This window comes from Microbacterium sp. Leaf151, assembly GCF_001424225.1.
Lineage (GTDB): Bacteria > Actinomycetota > Actinomycetes > Actinomycetales > Microbacteriaceae > Microbacterium.
In genome coordinates this window covers 354,386-372,164 of record NZ_LMOR01000004.1, presented here as the reverse complement: position 1 = coordinate 372,164, position 17,779 = coordinate 354,386, and the positions used below count along the sequence as shown (strand labels likewise).

The window sequence follows — 17,779 nt, the reverse complement described above, 5'->3', positions numbered from 1 at the left end:
ACATCGCGGCATCCCTTGCTCTCGATCTGGGGGCGTATTCCCATCACCCCGCCGTGGGGAGGAGCCGTGCGCGGCACGGCGGTGCGGATCCGGTCCGAACGATCGCCCCGTCAGCGGGGCAGAGTCGGGATGGATGCCAGCAGCTGGCGGGTGTACGCGGCCTGCGGCTGCAGCAGGACCTTCTCGGTGGGGCCCTGCTCGACGATGCGCCCGTCCTTCATCACGACGACCTGATCGCAGACTCTCTGGACGACGCCGATGTCGTGCGACACCAGCACGAGGGTCAACTGCTCTTCGACCCGCAGCCGCGCCAGCAGACGCAGGATCTGCGCCCGCACCGTCACGTCGAGCGCCGACAGCGGCTCGTCGCCGACGAGGATGCGCGGCCGGTGCACGATGGCACGGGCGAGCGCGATGCGCTGTCGCTGTCCGCCCGAGAACTCGTGGGGGAAGCGGGCGGCCATGTCGGCCTCTAGTCCGACCTGTTCGAGGACCTCCCGCACGCGGGCGCGACGATCGCCCTCGATGCCCAGCGCCCACAGGGGCTCGCCGACGATGCGCCCGACGTTCATGCGCGGATCGAGAGAGGCGTACGGATCCTGGAAGACGACGCCGGTCGTGCGGCGGAGCCAGTGCAGCGAACGCGCCGAGCCGCGGGCGTCCACCGCGCGTCCCTCGACGTCGACCGTTCCCGCGGTCGCGACGTCGAGTCCGAGCAGCAGGCGCACGAGCGTTGACTTGCCCGAGCCAGACTCGCCGATGATGCCGACCGCGGAACCCGCGAGCACCGAGAGGTCGACGTCGACGAGACCCGGGGTGCGCTCGGCGCGTCCGAATCCGCGCGTGCGGGGGGTCGGGTAGTCGCGGGAGAGTCCGCGGGCCCGCATGATCGTCTCGGTCATGGGGTCCGCCCCGTCTCCGAGGCGCCGGGTTCCGTGGGGGCGGTCGGTGGGGTGGCGCCATCCTCGCCCGCCACGGAGGCATCGATCGCCCCGCCGCTCGGCGCGGTGAGGGCGGGTCCGTCTTGGACGGCCGCCGCCGCGGCATCCGAGACCGATGGATGCGCACGCTCGGGATGCCACAGTGTCGCCGTCGCGTCGCGCAGCAGGGCCTGCGTGACCGGCGACGACGGCGCGTGCAGCAGGTCGGCGACACCGCCCTGCTCGACCACCCGGCCGTGCTCGAGGACGACAGCGTGGGTGGCGACCTGCGCGAGCACCGCGAGGTCGTGCGTGATGAAGACGAGGGACATGCCGGCATCCTGGACCAGGGTGCGCAGCAGCGTGAGGACACCCGCTTGGATCGTCACATCGAGCGCGGTCGTCGGCTCGTCGGCGATGAGCAGCCGCGGGCGGCAGGCGAGGGCCATGGCGATCGCGACGCGCTGGCGCTGGCCCCCGGACAGCTGATGCGGGTACCGCGAGACGATGCGCTCGGGGTCGGGCAGCGCGACGCGCTCCGCCTCTGCGACCGCCCTGCGCAGCGCCTCGCGGCGCGAGACGCGCTCGTGGATGCGCACCGACTCGCCGATCTGCCGGCCGACCGTGCGGATGGGGTTCAGCGCGGTGCGGGGCTCCTGGAACACCATGCCGATGTCGTCGCCGCGCAGGCGCGCGAGCTCCCGGTCGGGGAGCCCCAGGATCTCGCGCCCGTTCCACCGCACACTGCCGCTCGCCCGCGCCCCGTCGGGCAGGAGCCCGAGGATCGCCAGGGCGGTGAGCGACTTGCCCGAGCCGGATTCGCCGATGATGCCCACCCGTGCGCCGTCGGGCACGGCGAACGAGACCCCGTCGACGACCGGGCGTCCGCCGATCTCGACGCGCAGATCGGTCACCTCGAGGCTCACGCGATCACCCCCGGCACGTGCAGGCGGGCGGAGGGCGCGCGCTCGGAGAGGGTGGGATCGGCGGCCTCGCGCAGGGCGTCGCCCAGCAGGTTCAGCCCCAGTACGGTGACCGTGATGGCCATGCCCGGCCACACCACCGTCAGCGGATGCACGGCGATGTACGCCTGCAGATCGCTCAGCAGCACGCCCCACGAGGGCTGAGTGACCGGGGCGCCGAAGCCGAGGTACGACAGTCCCGCCTCGGCGAGCACCGCCACCGCCATGCCCCACGACAGCTGCACGATGAACACCGGTGCGACGTTGGGCAGGAGATGCCGGGTGAGGTTCTGCCAAGTCGTCAGACCGCTCGCGCGTCCGGCGAGCACGTAATCGCTGCGCAGGACACGGCGTAGCTCCGGCCGTGTCACGCGGGCGACGTTCACACCGAAGCCGATGCCCACGGCCCAGATGACGACCGCCAGCGAGCCGCCCCATACCGCCGAGATCATCATCGCGATGATGAGCACCGGGAAGGCGATCAGGATGTCGACGAGAACCGCGACGCTCTCGCGGACCCACCGCGTCGTCAGCGAGCCGAGGGCCGCGAGGGCGACTCCGAGCACCGAGGCGACCACCCCCGCCCCGACGGCGACGATCACCGTCGTGCGCGCGCCCGCCATGAGCAGGCTCGCGATGTCGCGACCGCTGTTGTCGGTGCCCAGCACGTGCGGCCACGACGGGTCGCTCCAGCGCTCCCGCGCATCGACGGCCGCCGGATCGAACGGCGTCCACACGAGAGACACCAGCGCCGTGACGAGCACGAGAAGGACGATGAGGATGCCGAATCGGCCGGTTCCGAGCCCCCAGAGACGTCGCAGGGTGGTCATGCGGCCTCCCGTTGGCGAGGGTCGACGAGACGGTGGACGAGATCGACGAGGAATCCCACGAAAAGGACGAAGCCGGTCAGCGCGAGAAGTTCCCCCTGCACCTTCGGGAGGTCTCTCGAGGCGACGTCGCCGACGAGCATGCGGCCGATGCCCGGAAGCGTGAACAGTTGCTCGATGATCACCGCTCCCACGATGACGCCGGCGATCTGCAGCCCCAGCACGGTGATGACCGAGAGCCCGACATTGGGGAGACCGTGGCTGAGGAGCGCGCGCGTGCGGGTGAGACCTTTCGCCGCGGCGGTGCGCACGTAGTCCTGGCCGAGCGCCTGGAGTGTGGCGCTGCGCACGAAGCGCAGGAGCATGGCTCCCTCGACGACGCCGATGGTCACGGCAGGCAGCACGAGCGCGCGGAAGGCGGCTGCGGGGTCGTCCCATCCGGCCCGGGGGAAGCCCTGCGGCGGCAACCAGCCCAGCCACACCGAGAAGACCACCACCAGCATGAGACCCGCCCAGACCACCGGTACGGCCGCCAGCGCCTGCGCGACGACACTCACCGCGGTGCCGCTCGCGCGGCGACGTCCCAGAGCAGACAGCACCCCGAACGGGATGCCGACGAGCATCGCGACCGTGAGGGACATGGCCGCGAGCGGAACGGTGACCCGCGCCTTGTCGGCCAGCTCCGCGGCGACCGAGGTGCCCGTGACGAGGGAGGTGCCGAGGTCGCCGCGCAGCAATCCGCCGATCCAGTGGCCGTACTGCGACCACAGCGGCACGTCGAGGCCGAGACTCGCGCGCACGGCGGCGATCTGCGCGGGTGTCGCTTCGCCGCCGGCGATGAGTTGCGCGACGTCGCCCGGGAGAACGCGTAGCGAGAGGAAGATCAGCACGCTGGCCACGGCCAGGCCCAGCACGAGCAGGCCCAGCCGTGTCAGCGCGTAGCGGATCACTCCGACGAGACCGTCACGCCGGCCAGCGGCAGGCGCACGTTGAGGGAGTTCTTCGGGAAGTTCGCGACGTTCGTGCCCACCGCGGTGAGCGGTGTCGACAGGAACAGCCAGTCGGCCGCATCTTCGTCGCTCACGATCCGCGCGGCCTCGGCCAAGAAGTCGGACGACTGCTGCTCGTCCGTGGTGGCGAGTGCCTGTGCGTAGAGGCCCTGCACCTCGGCGTTGTCGTAGCCGAAGTAGTACGACGGATCGGCCCAGTTGCCGAAGTCGCGCGCCTCGACGTGGCGGACGAAGCTGAGGTCGTAATCCTTGTTCGTGTAGACGTCCTGCAACCACGCGGTGAAGTCGACCTGCTCGACCTGCAGAGTGACGCCCACGTCGGCGAACGAGGACACCAAGAACGTGGCGATCGTGCCGGGGTAGACGTTGGGGATGGTCAGCGTGAGGTTCAGGTTCTGTGCGCCGGCCTCGGCGAGCAACTCACGGGCCCGGTCGGGATCGAAGGCGACGGAGCCCGTGAGGTCTTCGTAGCCGGGATCGAGCGGCGGGATGGGGCCGTAGAGGGTGTCGCCGGAGCCGAGGGTCTCGACGAGGGCGTCGTGGTCGATCGCCAGGCGTAGGGCCTCGCGCACCCGCTGGTCGTTCAGAGGAGCCCGCTGGTTGTTGAACGCCAGGGTGCCCTTGTCGGTCGTCAGGCCCGACGCGATCGTGAAGTTCCCGCCGTCTTCGAGCTGGCCGCGCAACTCGGGGTCGATCTCGAGAGCGACGTCGAGGTCGCCGTTGACAGCGGCGTTGATGGCGGCGCTGTCGTCGGGGATGTAGTCGAGCACGACCTCGGCGACGCCGGCCGTGTCGCCCCAGTACCCGTCGTAGCGCGCGAGCGTGAGGCTCTGGCCGGTGTTCCAGCTCGCGACCGTGAACGGTCCGGTGCCGTTGGCGGCCGTTTGGAGGTTCGTCGTGTCGCCGCTGTTGAAGACGAGGCCGACCCGCCCGGTGAGGGTGAAGAGGAAGTCGATGTTGGGTTGTGCGAGAGTCAGCACGACGGTCGAGGCGTCGGGGGCGGCGATCGAGGTCACACCGGCCAGGTCGGAGCTGTCGGCGATGGTCGCATCGTCTTTCGCCGTCTGCAGGGAGGCGACGACGTCGTCGGCGGCGAGCTCGCTGCCGTCGTGGAAGGTCACCCCCTGCCGCAGGGTGAAGGTGTAGGTGAGGCCATCGGCCGACACGTTCCATTCCGTCGCCAGGGCCGGGGTGATGGCGTTGTCGTCGTCGGCGTTGCGCGTCACGAGTCCCTGATAGACGTTGTCGACCAGTGCCTGCTCGAGGGCGGCACCACCGGTGCGGCGGATGTCGAGGTTCGACGGCTCGAGCGACAGGCGCACCGTGAGAGTGGCATCCGGATTCGCCTCGCCCGTCGGGTTCTGCGCGGTGTTCGAACCGGTGCAGGAGGTGAGGAGCAGGGCTCCGATGAGAAGCGCACTCGTGGCGAGGGTGGTGCGGCGCAGCATTGCGGGGTTGTCCTTTCGCAGGCCGAAGGCATCGAGGGTGCTGTGGATGCCGTGCAGGGGTGGGAACAGCCTACTTTCACCCGTATTCCCTCCCCTCCGCGTGTGACGGTGCGCGACGGTTCGTGACCCGGGGGAGGAGGGGCTCCTCGGTCGACCGCTCGCGCTCAGTCGTTCGACTGAGCGTCGGCGAGGAGCGCGGCGAGAGCGCCGGGATCCTCCTCCTGCGCGTTGTGGCCGGTGGGGAGGGTGCGCACCGCGGCGCCGGGGACGCGACGCGTGAATTCCTCGGCATCGGCGGGCGTGACGAAACCGCGCTCGCCGCGAACCAGGGTGATCGGACGCGCCACGTCGGCTATGTCGTCCCACCCCGTGGTGGCCAGCACCTCTCGAACCGCGTCGGGGGTCGTCGCATCGGCGCCCGCGTTCGCGGCAGCGGCCGCGAGGTGGGCGAAGTGGTGCTTCCACTCCACCCGTCCGTCGGGTCGAACCCGCGAGTTGAGGAAGACGCCGCGGGTTGCCGCCTCGCGCGTGCCGCCGAGACCGAAGGAGAGCGCGCGGTCGACGAGCTCGTCGCGCGATGCCCAGTCGGTCGGGCCGGCGAAGAAGGCACGGATCTGCGCGGGGCCCGCGCTGGGATCGACGCCGGGGGTGATGTCGACGATCACGAGCTGCGACACGAGATCGGGCCGGGATGCCGCGACGGCGGCCGCCGTGAGCCCGCCGAGCGAGTGGCCCACGAGCGTCTGCGGCCGGTCGCTCCAGGCCTCGATCGCCGCCACGACATCGGGCGCGAGGATGCGGGCGACGTAGGCGGCGTCGTCGCGCCACGACGAATCGCCGTGGCCGGGCAGATCGAGCGCCAGGGCCGGCGCACCCAGATGCAGCAGCGTCGTGTCCCAGGTGTGGGCGTTGAGTCCGGCGCCGTGCAGCAGCGTCACGCGCGGAGGTGCGTCGCCCCACGCCAGACCGCTGAGGGAACGACCGTCGGAGAGCGTCAGGCGCACGCGGTGCACCGTCGGCTCCGCACGTCCCAGGGAGGCGGCTTGCGCGGGCAGGAAGGAGAACTCGTCGAGCTCGGGCATGGCACCCAGCCTGTCACCGCTGTCGACACCGACGCCACCGCCGTGCCGCGGGGCGTCACGGCGCGGTCGTTCGGGCGACGGGGGTGTTCGCCGGGTCCCGAAGCCCGACCCTCGGCATCCCGACCCGTGCGCGCACGGCGGCCCATAGGCTGTGGCCATGGCCGAGGAACGCGTGCACCTGTCGAAGAAGGCCCCCGAGGCGTACGCGGCATTGCGGTCGTTCTCGACCACGGTCGGCCGGCTCGCAGCCGACGCCGGGCTCGACGCTCGCCTGCGCGAGATCGTGCAGATCCACGCCTCGCAGCTGAACGGCTGCGCCTTCTGCGTGCGCGTTCACGTCGAGGCGGCGGTGAAAGCCGGACTCGACGCCGATGTCATCGCGCAGATCGCCACGTGGCGCGAGTCGGGCGTCTTCGACGAACGCGAGCGGGCCGCGCTCGAGCTGACCGAATCTTTCACCTTCATCCACGAGGACGGCATCCCCGACGACGTCTACGATCAGGCCGGCGGCATCCTGAGCGAGCGGGAGTACGTCGCCCTCAGCTGGGTCCTGGTGGCTATCAACGCGTTCAATCGCGTGGCCATCGCCGGCCGCTACCCGGTACCGCCGCGCACAGACGCGCCCGCGAACGCGCCCCGGGGGCACGACGTATGACGGCGTCGTTGGTCTCGGGTGCGACGAACTTCCGCGACGTCGGCGGTCTGCGCGCCGGCGACGGACGCACGCGCGACGGGGTGCTGTTCCGGTCGGGCAACCTCGTCGCCGTCGATGACGCCGGTGTCCGCACACTCCGTCAGCTCGGCATCCGACGCGTCATCGATCTGCGCGATGACGCCGAGGTGGCCCACGCTCCGAGCCGTCTGGACGATCTCGCGGTCGACGTGCAGCACGAACCGCTCTTCCTCGGCTCCGTCGCGTCCTTCTTCGCGAACGACCTGAGCCTCGACGCCCTGTACGCCGCGATCGTCGACGATTCCGCCGACCGCGTCGTCGCGGTGGTGCGCGGCATCCTCAGCGCGCAGCCCGTGCTCGTGCACTGCACCGTCGGCAAGGATCGCACGGGCGTCACCGTCGCCATCGCGCTCGACGCCGCCGGGGTCGACCGCGAAGCCGTGATCGCCGACTACGCCCGCACAGAGCAACTTCTGCCGGCCGAACGCAACGCCGCCGTGCTGCGGGCCGTCCGTGCCCTGCACCCGCGCGCCGTGCACGCGGAGGCGCTGGCGACGCGGTCCCCGGCGCCGGTCATGCGCACGCTGCTCGAACGCCTCGATCGCGAGTACGGCTCCCCGGCCGGATACCTGCGCGCGAACGGTGTGACCGACGACGAATTGCGCCGACTGCGAGATCTGCTGGTCGTCTGACCTGTTGGGCCCGCCGCGCCCCGGGATCGGCAGCGGGATCGCATGATGCGCGGTAGATGTCCTGCGTCGGCGGACGATCCGCGGCCACGGCTCGTGCCCGGCGACCGCCTCGACGTCGAGATACAGGGCGCGAACTCAGGTTAGGCAACCCTTCGCCGGGGGTATAGTGGATGCCATCATGACCACGTCCACCGAGCACAACGCCGCCGCCTGCCGGGCGTCGCGGCACACGCGCGTGCAGCATCTCGTGACGGCCGACGAGACCTCTCTCGTCGAGCTCGAGACGCTGTTGGCCACGCTGCCCATCTGCTCGACCGGACGCGTGTTCATCGAGGTCCCCGACGAGTCGTGGATGGGTTCCGTCGCCGCCCCGGCGCGCATGACGCTCACCTGGCTCGACCGCTCCCGCCGGGCCGGCGCCCCCGGGACCGGCCGTGGCTGCGCGCCCGGAGAGGCTCTTGCGCGCGCTGTCTCGGGCTGGGCCGGCGAGATGCTCTGTGCAGACGACGACGCGACCCGCGTGGTGCTGCTGGGTGGATACCTCGGGACGGCCGAGATCGTCGACGACCTGATGAGCCGTCACGGCGTCGCCGCGCTGGCCATCCACACTCCCGAGCGCTTCGGTCTCGCGACCGCGCGTTGACGTCGACGCGCTCCGGCGCCTGTCCGCCTGCGAGAGCCTCGCGGTGCATCCTTTTCGCGGACGACCTCTCGCGGCGCACGTAAGTGAATCGACCGGGCGCGGACGCCGAGGCACCCCACCGTGCTTCGCCCACGGACGTCGTCTCGTCGCGAGCTGTCCCGGTGCCGGTCGAGGCCCGCGCGTCAGCTGCCGCGCGGCACGTAGTTGCCCTCGATCAGGCCCGCCTCGATCTCGAAGCGGTTGCGGAGTGGATCACGCCCGGCCAGCGCGTAGAGCACCGGCATGAGGAATCCGTAGCGGCGCCACTGGCGTCGGTGCACGGCCTCGTGTCTGAGCACCGTGTCGGTCGGACGGTCGTCGCCGGTCAGGAAGCAGGCGCCCACACACACGCCGCCGCGGGGGAACGCCCACGACGGAAGCCCCCGGAAGACCCACAGACCCGCCCGCTTCTCGATGCGGCCGGTACTCCACACGGATCCCCAGGTCCACCCGAGGGCGCAGCCGTACCAGTAGCCGATCCGGCTGACGGGCGTGTCGAGCAGCGCGGCCGGGATGAAGCGATCGAACCGTCGCCCGCGAGCGACCGCGCTGTCTGCGCGCTCGCGCCACCCGGCCGGAGGTCGGGGGATGGGGCTCACGCGAGGGCTCCCACGAGCCGCAGGATCGTGCCGAGGTCATCGACGGCAGCCACCGGCGACGACGGCGAGAATTCCGTCAGCGTCGCGCCGACGAGGGGGAGTCGTTCCCGCAATCGTCGGATGGATGCCACGACGTCGACGGTGCGGGCACCGAAGGGCTCGGGCAGGGCGACGCCCGCCACCTCGGCGGGGTCGAGCACGTCGAGGTCGACATGGACGTACACGCGAGTCGCTCCGGTCGCGACCACGGCGTCGGCCAGCACGTCGGGGTCGGCCATCTCGCTCGGGGCGACGACCCGCACGCCGTGATGCTCGATGAAGCGCTGCTCCTCGGCATCCAGTGACCGCGTGCCCGCGAGCACGAGGCGCGCGGGAGGGATTCCGGGCTCGAGGCGCAGGAGACTCTCGCCCTCGCCGGCGATCGCGCGCAGCACCATGCCGTGGAAGGCGCCGCTGGGGGAGCTTGCGGGGGTGTTGAGGTCGGCGTGCGCGTCGATCCACACCACCGCGAGATCGTCTCCCGCGACGGGCGTGAGCGAGCCCAGGGCGACTCCGCAGTCGCCACCCACGACGATCGCGGGCTCGGCGGACCCGCGGACGGCGTCTTCGATGCGCTCGCGCATGCGCACCAGCGCGCTGAGGCGGTGAACCCCCGTCCCCTGGGCGTCGCCGGCCTCGGTGGGCACGTCGAGCACGGTGGTCGAGCTGCGCGGCAGGTCTCCGGCGATGGCCTCGGCGCCGTCGATGAGCTGCATGGCGCGTGACGACGACGACCCCTGCCATTGCGGGGCGACGATGAATCGGGTCACGGGTGCTCCTCGCCGCAAGACGTGAGTGCGCCGCCCGGACGAGCGGGCGGTGCACTCACGAGCATGTCAGACCTGGTCGGGGCTGGGTGCGTCGATCGCGGCACGCTGAGGTCCGCCGACCTTGAGGGCGGCCAGTCGCGCCTCGACCTCGGTGAGCTCGCCCACGTCGTCGAGCGCGTTGAACTGGGCGTCGATGCTGGAGGCGGCGAGCTCCTGCTTGCCCGCTGCCAGGGCCTCTTCGCGCCGGATCTTGTCTTCGAAGCGACCGAGCTCGCTGGTGGGGTCGAGCACGTCGATCGACTTGACGGCGTCGTGCACCTTGTTCTGCGCCTCGGCGACCTTGGCGCGAGCGGTGAGCTCGTTGCGCTTGGCGCGGAGCTGCTCGAGCTTGCCCTTCATGCCGTTCAGGCCGTCTTTGAGCTTGTCGACGACCTCGGTCTGCGCCGCGATGGTGGGAGCGGCCGACTTCGCCTCGCCCTCGGCCGAGATCTGCCGCTGCAGGGCGATCTTGGCGAGGTTGTCGAACTTGTCGGCTTCGCCGGCGTTGCCGGAGGCGCGGAGCTCGTCACCCTTGCGGCTGGCGGCGAGGGCCTTGTTGCCCCACTCCGCCGCAGCCTGCATGTCTTCCTGGTGGTCGCGCTCGAGCAGGCGGAGGTTGCCGATCGTCTCGGCGATCGCCGACTCGGCGTCGGCGATCGAGTTCGAGTAATCGCGGACGAGCTGGTCGAGCATCTTCTGCGGGTCCTCGGCCTGGTCGAGGAGCGAATTGATGTTCGCGCGGACGAGGGTCGAGATGCGACCGAAGATGGACTGCTTGGCCATGCGGGGTGTTCCTTCCTGAGGGCGACGATGTCGAGTCTGGTATCGGATGCTACGAATTCTCTGTGATCGGGCGGGGTGCCCGCGAGGGGTGGACTAGCGGCGTCTGCCGCTCCCCCCGCCGGCACGGCCGCGTCCGCCGCCGGAGAAGCCGCCGCCCCCACCGGCACGGCTGCGTCCCCCGCCGGAGAAGCCGCCGCCGAAGCCTCCGCCGCGTGAGCGCCCGCCGCCGGTGCCGCCGAAGCCGCCGCCCAGGCCGCCCAGGGCCCCGCCACCGAAGCCGCCACGGCGCTGCCCGCCGCCGAGCAGGGCGTCGACCGCGATGCCGCCGAGGATGGCCCCCATCATGCCGCCGCCTCCGCCGCCGGTGCCGCCGAAGCCGCCCGCGCCTCCGAAGGCGCCGACGTCGTTCTGGGCGAGCGAGGCCGCCTCGCCGGCCAGCTGTGCCGCGCGCTGGGCGGTCGCGAGGGCGGCGACGGGGTCGGTCGCGCGCAGTTGCTGCGCCTGCACGACGGCGGCGCCGGCCTCGGCGAGGCGCGTGCGCGGGGTCGGCCCGACGGCTCCCCGCCGCGCGGAGATGAAGTCCTCGGTCGCGGAGACCTGCGCACGGGCCTGCGCCAGCGTGGCGTCGAGCTGGCTCTCGGCGCGCCGACGCCTCTCTGTCTCGTCACGGACCGCGTCGAGGACGGCGTCGATCGTCGTGTTCGCCTGCTGCAGCATGTCGACTGCCCGCAGCGGGCTGGTGCGGGCGCCGCCCAGGGCACCGCGGGCGGCGTCGAGCTGGGTGCGCGTCGAGGTCGTCGCGGCGGCGACACGTCCGTCGGAATCGGGCAGACGCGCGGCCGCGGCCAGATCGCCCTCGATCTCGGCGACGAGGGCCGCAGCGCGCTGCTGCGCATCGGTGAGGTCAGCGCCCCGCGTTGCGATGGCGCGCTCGAGGGTCTCGGCCTGGGCGACGGCAGCTTGAGCTGCGCGGATCGCCACGGCGGCCTCACCGGTGCGGCCCTCGCTCAGCGCGGTCTCCGCCGCGCGGGACTGCGCGATACCGAAGTCGAGACGCTCTCGGGCCTGCGCGGGGTTGTCGGCGATGGCCTCGAGGGCGTCGTCGGCGAAGCGTTCGCGCAACCGCGCGAGGTCGGCCTCGGCCGTCGCCAACGCGGCGTCAGCCGCTGCCTGCCGCTCCCGCGTGGCCGCGAGGGCCGCCGGCGCGTCGGCCTCGAGGGCGCGGAGCTCGTCGAAGGCCGCGGCCTTGGCATCCAGGGCCTCGTCTGCACTGGCGCACAGGCGGATGATCTCGGCGTACGCGACGCGCTGCTGCTCGGGGGTCTCGGGCACGTCGTCATCGAGCTGCTGCTGAAGAGAGAACGCCCGGTCGAGGTCGGCCTTCGCCTGCGTCAGCACCTCGGTGAACGGCTCCGCCGCCTCGTCGCCGAACTGGGCGCGGGCGAAACCGAGCTCCTGCTCGCTGGTCTTGACGGCGTCGTCGGTCGCGACCAGCGCCGAGCCCGCCCGCCGCGACAGGTCTTCGATGCTCTCGGTGGGGGCGTTCGAGGTGCCGGCGGCAGCCTGCTTCCGACGTCGCAGCGCGAACCACACGAGACCGATCGCGACGGCCAGGAGCAGGAGTCCGACGAGCACGATGGGGCCGAGCGCGGGTCCGCCGGAGCCGGCGGGCGAGGGGGGAGGGGCGGGCTCGCCCCCACCGGCCTCGATGTGTGCGGCGCGGATCCCGTCGGCGGCCGAGATGGCGGCTCCCACGTCGTCGCCCGCCTCGAGGGCCGGCTGCACGCGGTTCTGCTCGATCTCGCCGAGCTGCGCGGCGGACAGGTCGCCGTCTTCGGCGTCTCCGGAGAGGTAGTAGGAGAAGGTGTCGCCGCTGAGGGCGATGGCGAGCACGTACTGATCGGGGCCCAACTGATTGCGGTTCGCCGTCTCGTTCGCCCAGTCGGCGGCCCCCGGCGGGTCGGTGAACTCCGGAACGTACACGACCCACAGATCGAGCCCGGTCTGCTCGCGCAGCGACACCATGCGGCTCTGGACGGAGGCCTCTTCACCGTCGGTGAGCGCGTCGGCTCGGTCGATCACGTAACTGGAGCCCAGCGACGGCGGGGGAACCGCGGAGGCACTCAGTGGGGCGACGAGAACGCCGACGGACACGATCAACAGCGTGGCCAGCATGTGTGCCGCCCTGGGCGTTCGCATGCTTCCCCCTTCGGTCGCCGGACTGTCCCACCCTACAAACGACCTCCGACATCCGGGCGTCGCCACGGGACTGGATCGGCGCGTCCGCTGCCAGCGCACAGCACCGCCGCCTAGGCTCGGACCCTCGGAGGTACAGATGGACGACCGCTACGGCACCGATGTGCTCGCCCGCGGCTGGCGCGACGCCGGACGGAAGAAGCCGGCGCAGATCGCGGCATCCACCGACCTCGTCGTCGAGGTCGCCGGCGACGGCTACGTCGGTGCGGTGACCCGCGTCGACGGGATGAACGTCGAGCTGGAGGACCGATTCGGCAAGCGCCGCCTGTTCCCCCTCGGAGGGGGCTTCCTCGTCGACGGTGCGCCGGCGGTGCTCACGGCTCCGGCACCCGCCGCGAAGGGCCGCACCCGCACGGCATCCGGATCCTTCGTCGCCGCCGACCAGCGCGCCCGTACCGCGCGGGCCAGCCGAATCTTCGTCGAGGGCAAGCACGACGCCGAACTCGTCGAGAAGGTCTGGGGCGCAGACCTGCGCGCTGAGGGCGTCGTCGTGGAGTTCCTCGAGGGCGTCGACCTGCTGGAGCAGACCCTGGATGCCGAGCCCCCCACCGCCGAGCGCCGCTACGGCGTGCTCGTCGACCACCTCGTGCCGAACTCCAAGGAGTCGCGCATCGCCGAGAAGATCGCCCGCGGCCGTCATGGCGCGCACGTGCGCATCGTCGGGCACCCCTTCGTCGACGTCTGGCAGTGCGTCACCCCGCGCGCCCTCGGGATCGCCGCGTGGCCCGAAGTGCCCCGGGGCATCGAGTGGAAGGTCGGGGTGTGCCGCGCACTCGGCTGGCCCGCCGAGGAGCAGGCCGACACCGCCCGCGCGTGGCAGCACATCCTGTCGCGCGTCACGACCTTCCGCGACCTCGAGCCGGCCCTTCTCGGCCGCGTCGAGGAGCTCATCGACTTCGTGACCGTCCCGTGAGCGGCCGCAAGCGTTCCCTCTCGCGTGAGGGGGCGGAATCCGCCGCCTCCGCGTCAGTTGAGCGACACGAAGCGACCCCTCACGCGGCGGATAGCGTGAGAGACATGGATGCCGCGCCCGTCTTCCGCGACAAGCCGGTGTCGTTCGTGCGTCGCAGCGGCCGCATGTCGGAGGCCCAGGACCGCGCATGGGCCGAGCTGTCGCCGTTCTACCTGCTGCCCGTGGTGCGCGCAGCCGCCACGACCAGCGTCAAGGCCGGTACGGCTGTCGACGTCGAAGAGGTCTACGGTCGCCGCGCGCGACTGGTCGTGGAGATCGGCTCCGGCCAGGGCCACCAGATCGTCTCGGCCGCAGCCAGCGATCCCGACAGCGACTTCCTGGCCGTCGAGGTGTTCACGGCCGGACTCGCCCGGACGATGCTCGACGCCGACCGCGACGGCGTGAAGAACCTCCGCCTCGTCGAGGCCAACGCGCCCGAGGCCCTCGAACACCTGCTGCCCGCGGCATCCGTCGACGAGCTCTGGGTGTTCTTCCCCGATCCGTGGCACAAGAACAAGCACACGAAGCGCCGTCTCGTCGCCCCCGACTTCGCCCGCGTCGCAGCCCAGGCCCTACGCCCCGGTGGCACCCTGCGCCTGGCCACCGACTGGCAGGACTACGCCGACCAGATGCGCGACGTGCTGGACGCGGCTCCCGGTTTCGAGCGGGCGTTCGCGGGGGAGTGGGCCGAGCGCTTCGCGGGGCGCGTGCTCACCGCCTTCGAGAACAAGGGCCTGCGCGTCGGGCGCGACATTCGCGACCTCACGTACACACGGGTCTCGCCGTGACCGCGCACACCGCGGTACCCGTGCGCGAGCGCTCCACGTGGACGCCGAAGCTCATCCCGGCGCTGTTGGTGTGCCTGGCCGCCCCCGCTCTCTTCGTCGTGCAGGTCGTCTGGCTCGGGTGGGTGCTCCTCGCGCTGGCCGTGGCATCCGGGGTGCTCATCGACCGTCGCGCTGGAGTGCCGCTCGCGCGCGGCGAGGAACCGAGCATCGCCCGCGACGTCTCCCTGATCGCGATCGGCCAGTTCATCGTCAGCCTCATCCCCCTGCAGGCTGAGCTCGACAACGCCGCCTTCGTCCGCTTCACGCTCGCCCTCGGCGGTGCGGTGGTGGTGCCCTACGTCATCTCGCGCTTCGTCTACCGCGATTACGCGATCCGCTTCCCCTGGCGCGGCGGTGGGCGATGGACATGGTGGCAGTGGGCGTGGCTGGCCGGCGTCATCGTGCTCGGTTACCTGATCCTGCCGTTCTACTTCATCACCTCGGGCGTCTACATGAACTGGCCCGTCGTGAACACCCCTGATCTCATCGCGCGACTGTTCGTCGGCGTCGGCGCGGTCGGCATCTGGGACGAACTGTTCTTCATCTGCACGGTCTTCGTGCTGCTGCGCCGTCACTTCCCCGATCTCACCGCCAACCTGCTCCAGGCGATCGTGTTCGTGTCGTTCCTGTGGGAGCTGGGCTACCAGGCGTGGGGGCCCCTGCTGACCGTCCCCTTCGCCATCGTGCAGGGGTTCCTCTTCCTCAAGACGCGGTCGCTCTGGTACGTCGTGACGGTGCACCTGCTGTTCGACGCCGTCGTCTTCGGCGTGCTCGTGCACGCCCACAACCCCGGCGCGGCATCCATCTTCCTCATCTGACCCCGGATGCCGTGACCCCGGCCGCTCTGTCCGGTCGATTTCGCGTCGCCCCACTTCCCCCCCCATGCATAAACGCGATCGGCGCCCACAAACGCGAGCACAGCGTGTTTCTGCGCGTGGGGAGCGTTTACGCGTGGTCGTGGAGGGCGGATGCCGGACTGCACGGGCACTGCCCAGGTGCGCTGGGTATCGTGGCCACCGGACGCCCACCGCGTCACCGGACGAGGGATCAGTACCCGGACAGCGACAAGACTGGCCAAGGAGCACAGTCATGTCGTGGATCATCCTCATCCTCTCCGGTGTCCTCGAGGCCGTGTGGGCCACGGCCCTCGGTCGGTCGGAGGGGTTCACGAAGCTCTGGCCGAGCGTGATCTTCGGTGCGGCACTGGTGGTGTCCATGGGGGGCCTCGCCTTCGCGATGCGCGACATCCCCACCGGTACCGCCTACGCGGTGTGGGTGGGAATCGGCGCGGCGCTGACCGTGGTGGTGGCCATGGTCACGGGCGCGGAGGCGATCTCGGTGGTGAAAGTTCTGCTCGTGCTGGGCCTCGTCGGCTGCGTCATCGGCCTGAAGCTCGTCGGAGACACCCACTGATCAGGGGGTTTCCCTGGAAGTCAACGGGATGGAACGCACATTTCCATCCGGTACCATCTGGTTTCCTGCACTTATCCGGGCCCCGACACCGTCGTCACTCGCCCACATCTTCCCTTGTGAAAGGTTCCGAGTGAGCGCACCGCCGAGCGAGCTTGTCTCCCCGACGCGTCCTTCGCGTGTCATCGCACCACCGCGTCGCCTCGACCGCCTGCGCGATTCGCGCATCGGTCGGGCCCTGCGTCAGTACGGGCACGATGTCCTGCGCAAGCCCGAGGGCATCGTCCCCATCGAGCGTGGCGCCTTCACGCGCATCCTGCTGCTGTGGGCCGTGGCGCGCGTGGTCAACTTCGGGATGCTGTGGGGCTATTACTCGATCGCGAAGGCCGCGCGCTGGGGTTTCGGTCCTGACGGCGAGCGCCTCGGCACCTTCTTCGACTACCTGACCGGGTGGGACGCCGACCGCTACGGACAGATCGCGGCCGAGGGCTACCCGATGTCGCTCCCGATGAACGTCTCGGGCGACATCCTGCCGAACAACTGGGCGTTCCTCCCCGTCTTCCCCAGCCTGATACGCGCCATCTCGGGTGCGACCGGTCTCGGATGGCAGCCGGTCTCGGTGCTGCTCAGCCTGGGAGCGAGCCTCGGCGCCACCTGGTTGCTGTTCGTGCTCATGCGCACCGTCACCAAGCCCCAGCCGGCCTGGTGGGCGGTGGTGTTCTTCTCCTTCGCGCCCATGTCGTTCCTCTTCGTGATCGGCTACAGCGAGGGCCTGTTCATGCTGCTGATGTTCGCCGGCATGCTGCTGGCCATCAAACGCCGCTACCTGTGGATACTGCCGATCGGCGTCCTCACCGCGTACACGCGACCCGGCGTGCTCGCTCTCGGCCTCGCCCTGGGCATCGTGTTCCTCGTGCGCTTCTTCCGTCGCAAGGTCGATCCGTTCCCGATGAAGGAATGGGCGCCGCTGATGGCCTCCGGTCTCGCGATCGCGGTGACGGGGCTGTCGTGGAACCACATCGCCCAGTACGTCACCGGCACCCACAACGCGTACATCCGCACCGAGCTCGGCTGGTGGCTCGACTACGTCGGAAACGACGAGTTCACCCCGTTCACCCCATGGTTCCGGCAAGCCGGGACGCACCTGGGTGTCGTGGGCATCATCCTCGTCATCGCGCTCATCATCGGCTTCCTCGCCCTGATGTGGTCGCGACCGGTACGAAAGCTCGGCCTGATGGTCGTCGCCTACGGCTTCAGCTACGGCGTGTACATCCTCGCGGTGTTCCTGCCGCAGCAGAGCACCTTCCGTCTGCTCATGCCCATGGCACCCCTGCTCGGCGACGAGCGGTGGTCGTCGACACCGCGTCGACGGGTGGCGATCCTCGCCGGCTGCCTCGTTCTCCAGGCCGTGGCGATCCTGCTGCTGTGGACCCGCGGCAACCCGTGATCCCCACCTGACGACGAGGAGGGCGGAGCCGATGGCTTCGCCCTCTTCTTCGTCGCGGGGTCGTCAGTCGGGACTCCCGCCGGGATCGACGGCGTCGATCATGTCCTGTTCGACCGCGTTGTCGGCATCCATCTCCGCGGAGCCGATGCCGGAGGTGTCGTCGTCCTGCGCGAAAGCGCCGCCGGACGAGGGCGAGGGCGCGGTCTCGGGCGGAAGGGGGATCGTGGGCTCCGCAGGGGTGGGCGCCGTCGGCTCGGTGGGGGTGGGCGCGACGGGCTCCCCGGGGGAGGGGGCGCCGGGCTCGGACGGTGTCTGGGGGAATGCGGGGGTGCTCATGTGCCGACTCTTCGTCATCCGGCCG

At 71.0% G+C, this 17,779-nt stretch carries 18 protein-coding genes, 1 pseudogene and 1 riboswitch; of the genes and pseudogenes, 8 read left to right on the top strand and 11 right to left on the bottom strand.

Going from position 1 to position 17,779, the window contains the following annotated elements; genetic code table 11:
- Positions 1-110: 110 nt before the first annotated feature.
- The 6 genes and pseudogenes from ASF76_RS12530 to ASF76_RS12505 form a co-directional block, all read right to left on the bottom strand.
- Positions 111-902 carry an ABC transporter ATP-binding protein gene (locus ASF76_RS12530; RefSeq protein WP_055958255.1) on the bottom strand — a complete coding sequence of 264 codons (792 nt, stop codon included), beginning with the start codon at positions 900-902 and terminating at the stop codon, positions 111-113.
- A gap of 170 nt (positions 903-1,072) precedes the next feature.
- Positions 1,073-1,846 (bottom strand): annotated as a pseudogene (locus ASF76_RS12525) (ATP-binding cassette domain-containing protein); the annotation flags it as partial.
- Positions 1,843-2,712, bottom strand: coding sequence for an ABC transporter permease (locus ASF76_RS12520; RefSeq protein WP_055958252.1), 870 nt, complete (start codon positions 2,710-2,712; stop codon positions 1,843-1,845). The pseudogene ASF76_RS12525 and the gene ASF76_RS12520, both read right to left, overlap by 4 nt.
- Positions 2,709-3,659 (bottom strand): ABC transporter permease, encoded by a 951-nt coding sequence (locus ASF76_RS12515; RefSeq protein ID WP_055958249.1) that lies wholly within the window; start codon positions 3,657-3,659, stop codon positions 2,709-2,711. Before ASF76_RS12515 ends, ASF76_RS12520 begins: the two co-directional genes overlap by 4 nt.
- A complete protein-coding gene (locus tag ASF76_RS12510; RefSeq protein ID WP_055958246.1) occupies positions 3,656-5,167 on the bottom strand; it encodes an ABC transporter substrate-binding protein in 1,512 nt (503 codons plus the stop codon). Before ASF76_RS12510 ends, ASF76_RS12515 begins: the two co-directional genes overlap by 4 nt.
- Positions 5,168-5,331: 164 nt before the next feature.
- A complete protein-coding gene (locus tag ASF76_RS12505; RefSeq protein ID WP_055958242.1) occupies positions 5,332-6,249 on the bottom strand; it encodes an alpha/beta fold hydrolase in 918 nt (305 codons plus the stop codon).
- A 157-nt stretch (positions 6,250-6,406) separates the two neighbouring features.
- Between ASF76_RS12505 and ASF76_RS12500 the strand changes: the two genes are divergently transcribed.
- The 3 genes from ASF76_RS12500 to ASF76_RS12490 all read left to right on the top strand — a co-directional run bounded on the left by ASF76_RS12500 (position 6,407) and on the right by ASF76_RS12490 (position 8,257).
- The gene (locus ASF76_RS12500; RefSeq protein ID WP_055958239.1) at positions 6,407-6,904 is read left to right on the top strand and encodes a carboxymuconolactone decarboxylase family protein; all 498 of its coding nucleotides are present in this window, start codon (positions 6,407-6,409) and stop codon (positions 6,902-6,904) included.
- Positions 6,901-7,614 carry a tyrosine-protein phosphatase gene (locus ASF76_RS12495; RefSeq protein ID WP_055958236.1) on the top strand — a complete coding sequence of 238 codons (714 nt, stop codon included), beginning with the start codon at positions 6,901-6,903 and terminating at the stop codon, positions 7,612-7,614. The genes ASF76_RS12500 and ASF76_RS12495 overlap by 4 nt, the downstream gene beginning before the upstream one ends.
- 178 nt (positions 7,615-7,792) lie before the next feature.
- A complete protein-coding gene (locus ASF76_RS12490; protein WP_055958233.1) occupies positions 7,793-8,257 on the top strand; it encodes an SIP domain-containing protein in 465 nt (154 codons plus the stop codon).
- Between the two features lie 182 nt (positions 8,258-8,439).
- Here the strand turns inward: ASF76_RS12490 and ASF76_RS12485 are convergent, their stop codons facing one another.
- The 4 genes from ASF76_RS12485 to ASF76_RS17615 form a co-directional block, all read right to left on the bottom strand.
- Complete coding sequence (locus ASF76_RS12485) at positions 8,440-8,895, bottom strand: hypothetical protein (protein ID WP_055958230.1); 456 nt, start codon at positions 8,893-8,895, stop codon at positions 8,440-8,442.
- Positions 8,892-9,704: an arginase family protein gene (locus ASF76_RS12480; protein ID WP_055958225.1), complete on the bottom strand. Its 813-nt coding sequence runs from the start codon at positions 9,702-9,704 to the stop codon at positions 8,892-8,894. Before ASF76_RS12480 ends, ASF76_RS12485 begins: the two co-directional genes overlap by 4 nt.
- Positions 9,705-9,770: 66 nt before the next feature.
- The gene (locus ASF76_RS12475) at positions 9,771-10,526 is read right to left on the bottom strand and encodes a PspA/IM30 family protein (protein ID WP_055958222.1); all 756 of its coding nucleotides are present in this window, start codon (positions 10,524-10,526) and stop codon (positions 9,771-9,773) included.
- A gap of 93 nt (positions 10,527-10,619) precedes the next feature.
- Positions 10,620-12,725 (bottom strand): TPM domain-containing protein, encoded by a 2,106-nt coding sequence (locus ASF76_RS17615; RefSeq protein ID WP_055958219.1) that lies wholly within the window; start codon positions 12,723-12,725, stop codon positions 10,620-10,622.
- Positions 12,726-12,861: 136 nt separating this feature from the next.
- Here ASF76_RS17615 and ASF76_RS12465 point away from each other — a divergent pair, with 136 nt between their 5' ends.
- The 5 genes from ASF76_RS12465 (at position 12,862) to ASF76_RS12445 (ending at position 17,418) form a co-directional block, all read left to right on the top strand.
- On the top strand, positions 12,862-13,695 hold the full coding sequence (locus ASF76_RS12465; RefSeq protein ID WP_055958215.1) for a DUF3097 domain-containing protein: 834 nt from the start codon (positions 12,862-12,864) through the stop codon (positions 13,693-13,695).
- 104 nt (positions 13,696-13,799) lie between these two features.
- On the top strand, positions 13,800-14,522 hold the full coding sequence (gene trmB, locus ASF76_RS12460; RefSeq protein ID WP_055958211.1) for a tRNA (guanosine(46)-N7)-methyltransferase TrmB: 723 nt from the start codon (positions 13,800-13,802) through the stop codon (positions 14,520-14,522).
- Positions 14,519-15,379 (top strand): CPBP family intramembrane glutamic endopeptidase, encoded by an 861-nt coding sequence (locus tag ASF76_RS12455; RefSeq protein ID WP_200936132.1) that lies wholly within the window; start codon positions 14,519-14,521, stop codon positions 15,377-15,379. Before trmB ends, ASF76_RS12455 begins: the two co-directional genes overlap by 4 nt.
- A 196-nt stretch (positions 15,380-15,575) precedes the next feature.
- A riboswitch (guanidine-III (ykkC-III) riboswitch) is annotated at positions 15,576-15,640 on the top strand.
- Positions 15,641-15,650: 10 nt separating this feature from the next.
- Positions 15,651-15,974: a DMT family transporter gene (locus ASF76_RS12450; RefSeq protein ID WP_055958207.1), complete on the top strand. Its 324-nt coding sequence runs from the start codon at positions 15,651-15,653 to the stop codon at positions 15,972-15,974.
- 130 nt (positions 15,975-16,104) lie between these two features.
- A complete protein-coding gene (locus ASF76_RS12445) occupies positions 16,105-17,418 on the top strand; it encodes a hypothetical protein (protein WP_055958204.1) in 1,314 nt (437 codons plus the stop codon).
- Between the two features lie 63 nt (positions 17,419-17,481).
- Here ASF76_RS12445 and ASF76_RS12440 read toward each other — a convergent pair whose 3' ends face one another.
- The gene (locus ASF76_RS12440; RefSeq protein ID WP_055958202.1) at positions 17,482-17,754 is read right to left on the bottom strand and encodes a hypothetical protein; all 273 of its coding nucleotides are present in this window, start codon (positions 17,752-17,754) and stop codon (positions 17,482-17,484) included.
- Positions 17,755-17,779: the final 25 nt, after the last annotated feature.

Coding starts and splice junctions, on each gene's coding strand:
- ASF76_RS12520 (WP_055958252.1), bottom strand. CDS start 2,712: ATGACCACCCTGCGACGTCTCTGGGGGCTCGGAACCGGCCGATTCGGC.
- ASF76_RS12465 (WP_055958215.1), top strand. CDS start 12,862: ATGGACGACCGCTACGGCACCGATGTGCTCGCCCGCGGCTGGCGCGAC.
- ASF76_RS12440 (WP_055958202.1), bottom strand. CDS start 17,754: ATGAGCACCCCCGCATTCCCCCAGACACCGTCCGAGCCCGGCGCCCCC.
- ASF76_RS12510 (WP_055958246.1), bottom strand. CDS start 5,167: ATGCTGCGCCGCACCACCCTCGCCACGAGTGCGCTTCTCATCGGAGCC.
- ASF76_RS12495 (WP_055958236.1), top strand. CDS start 6,901: ATGACGGCGTCGTTGGTCTCGGGTGCGACGAACTTCCGCGACGTCGGC.
- ASF76_RS12530 (WP_055958255.1), bottom strand. CDS start 902: ATGACCGAGACGATCATGCGGGCCCGCGGACTCTCCCGCGACTACCCG.
- ASF76_RS12490 (WP_055958233.1), top strand. CDS start 7,793: ATGACCACGTCCACCGAGCACAACGCCGCCGCCTGCCGGGCGTCGCGG.
- ASF76_RS12450 (WP_055958207.1), top strand. CDS start 15,651: ATGTCGTGGATCATCCTCATCCTCTCCGGTGTCCTCGAGGCCGTGTGG.
- ASF76_RS12475 (WP_055958222.1), bottom strand. CDS start 10,526: ATGGCCAAGCAGTCCATCTTCGGTCGCATCTCGACCCTCGTCCGCGCG.
- trmB (WP_055958211.1), top strand. CDS start 13,800: ATGGATGCCGCGCCCGTCTTCCGCGACAAGCCGGTGTCGTTCGTGCGT.
- ASF76_RS17615 (WP_055958219.1), bottom strand. CDS start 12,725: ATGCGAACGCCCAGGGCGGCACACATGCTGGCCACGCTGTTGATCGTG.
- ASF76_RS12500 (WP_055958239.1), top strand. CDS start 6,407: ATGGCCGAGGAACGCGTGCACCTGTCGAAGAAGGCCCCCGAGGCGTAC.
- ASF76_RS12505 (WP_055958242.1), bottom strand. CDS start 6,249: ATGCCCGAGCTCGACGAGTTCTCCTTCCTGCCCGCGCAAGCCGCCTCC.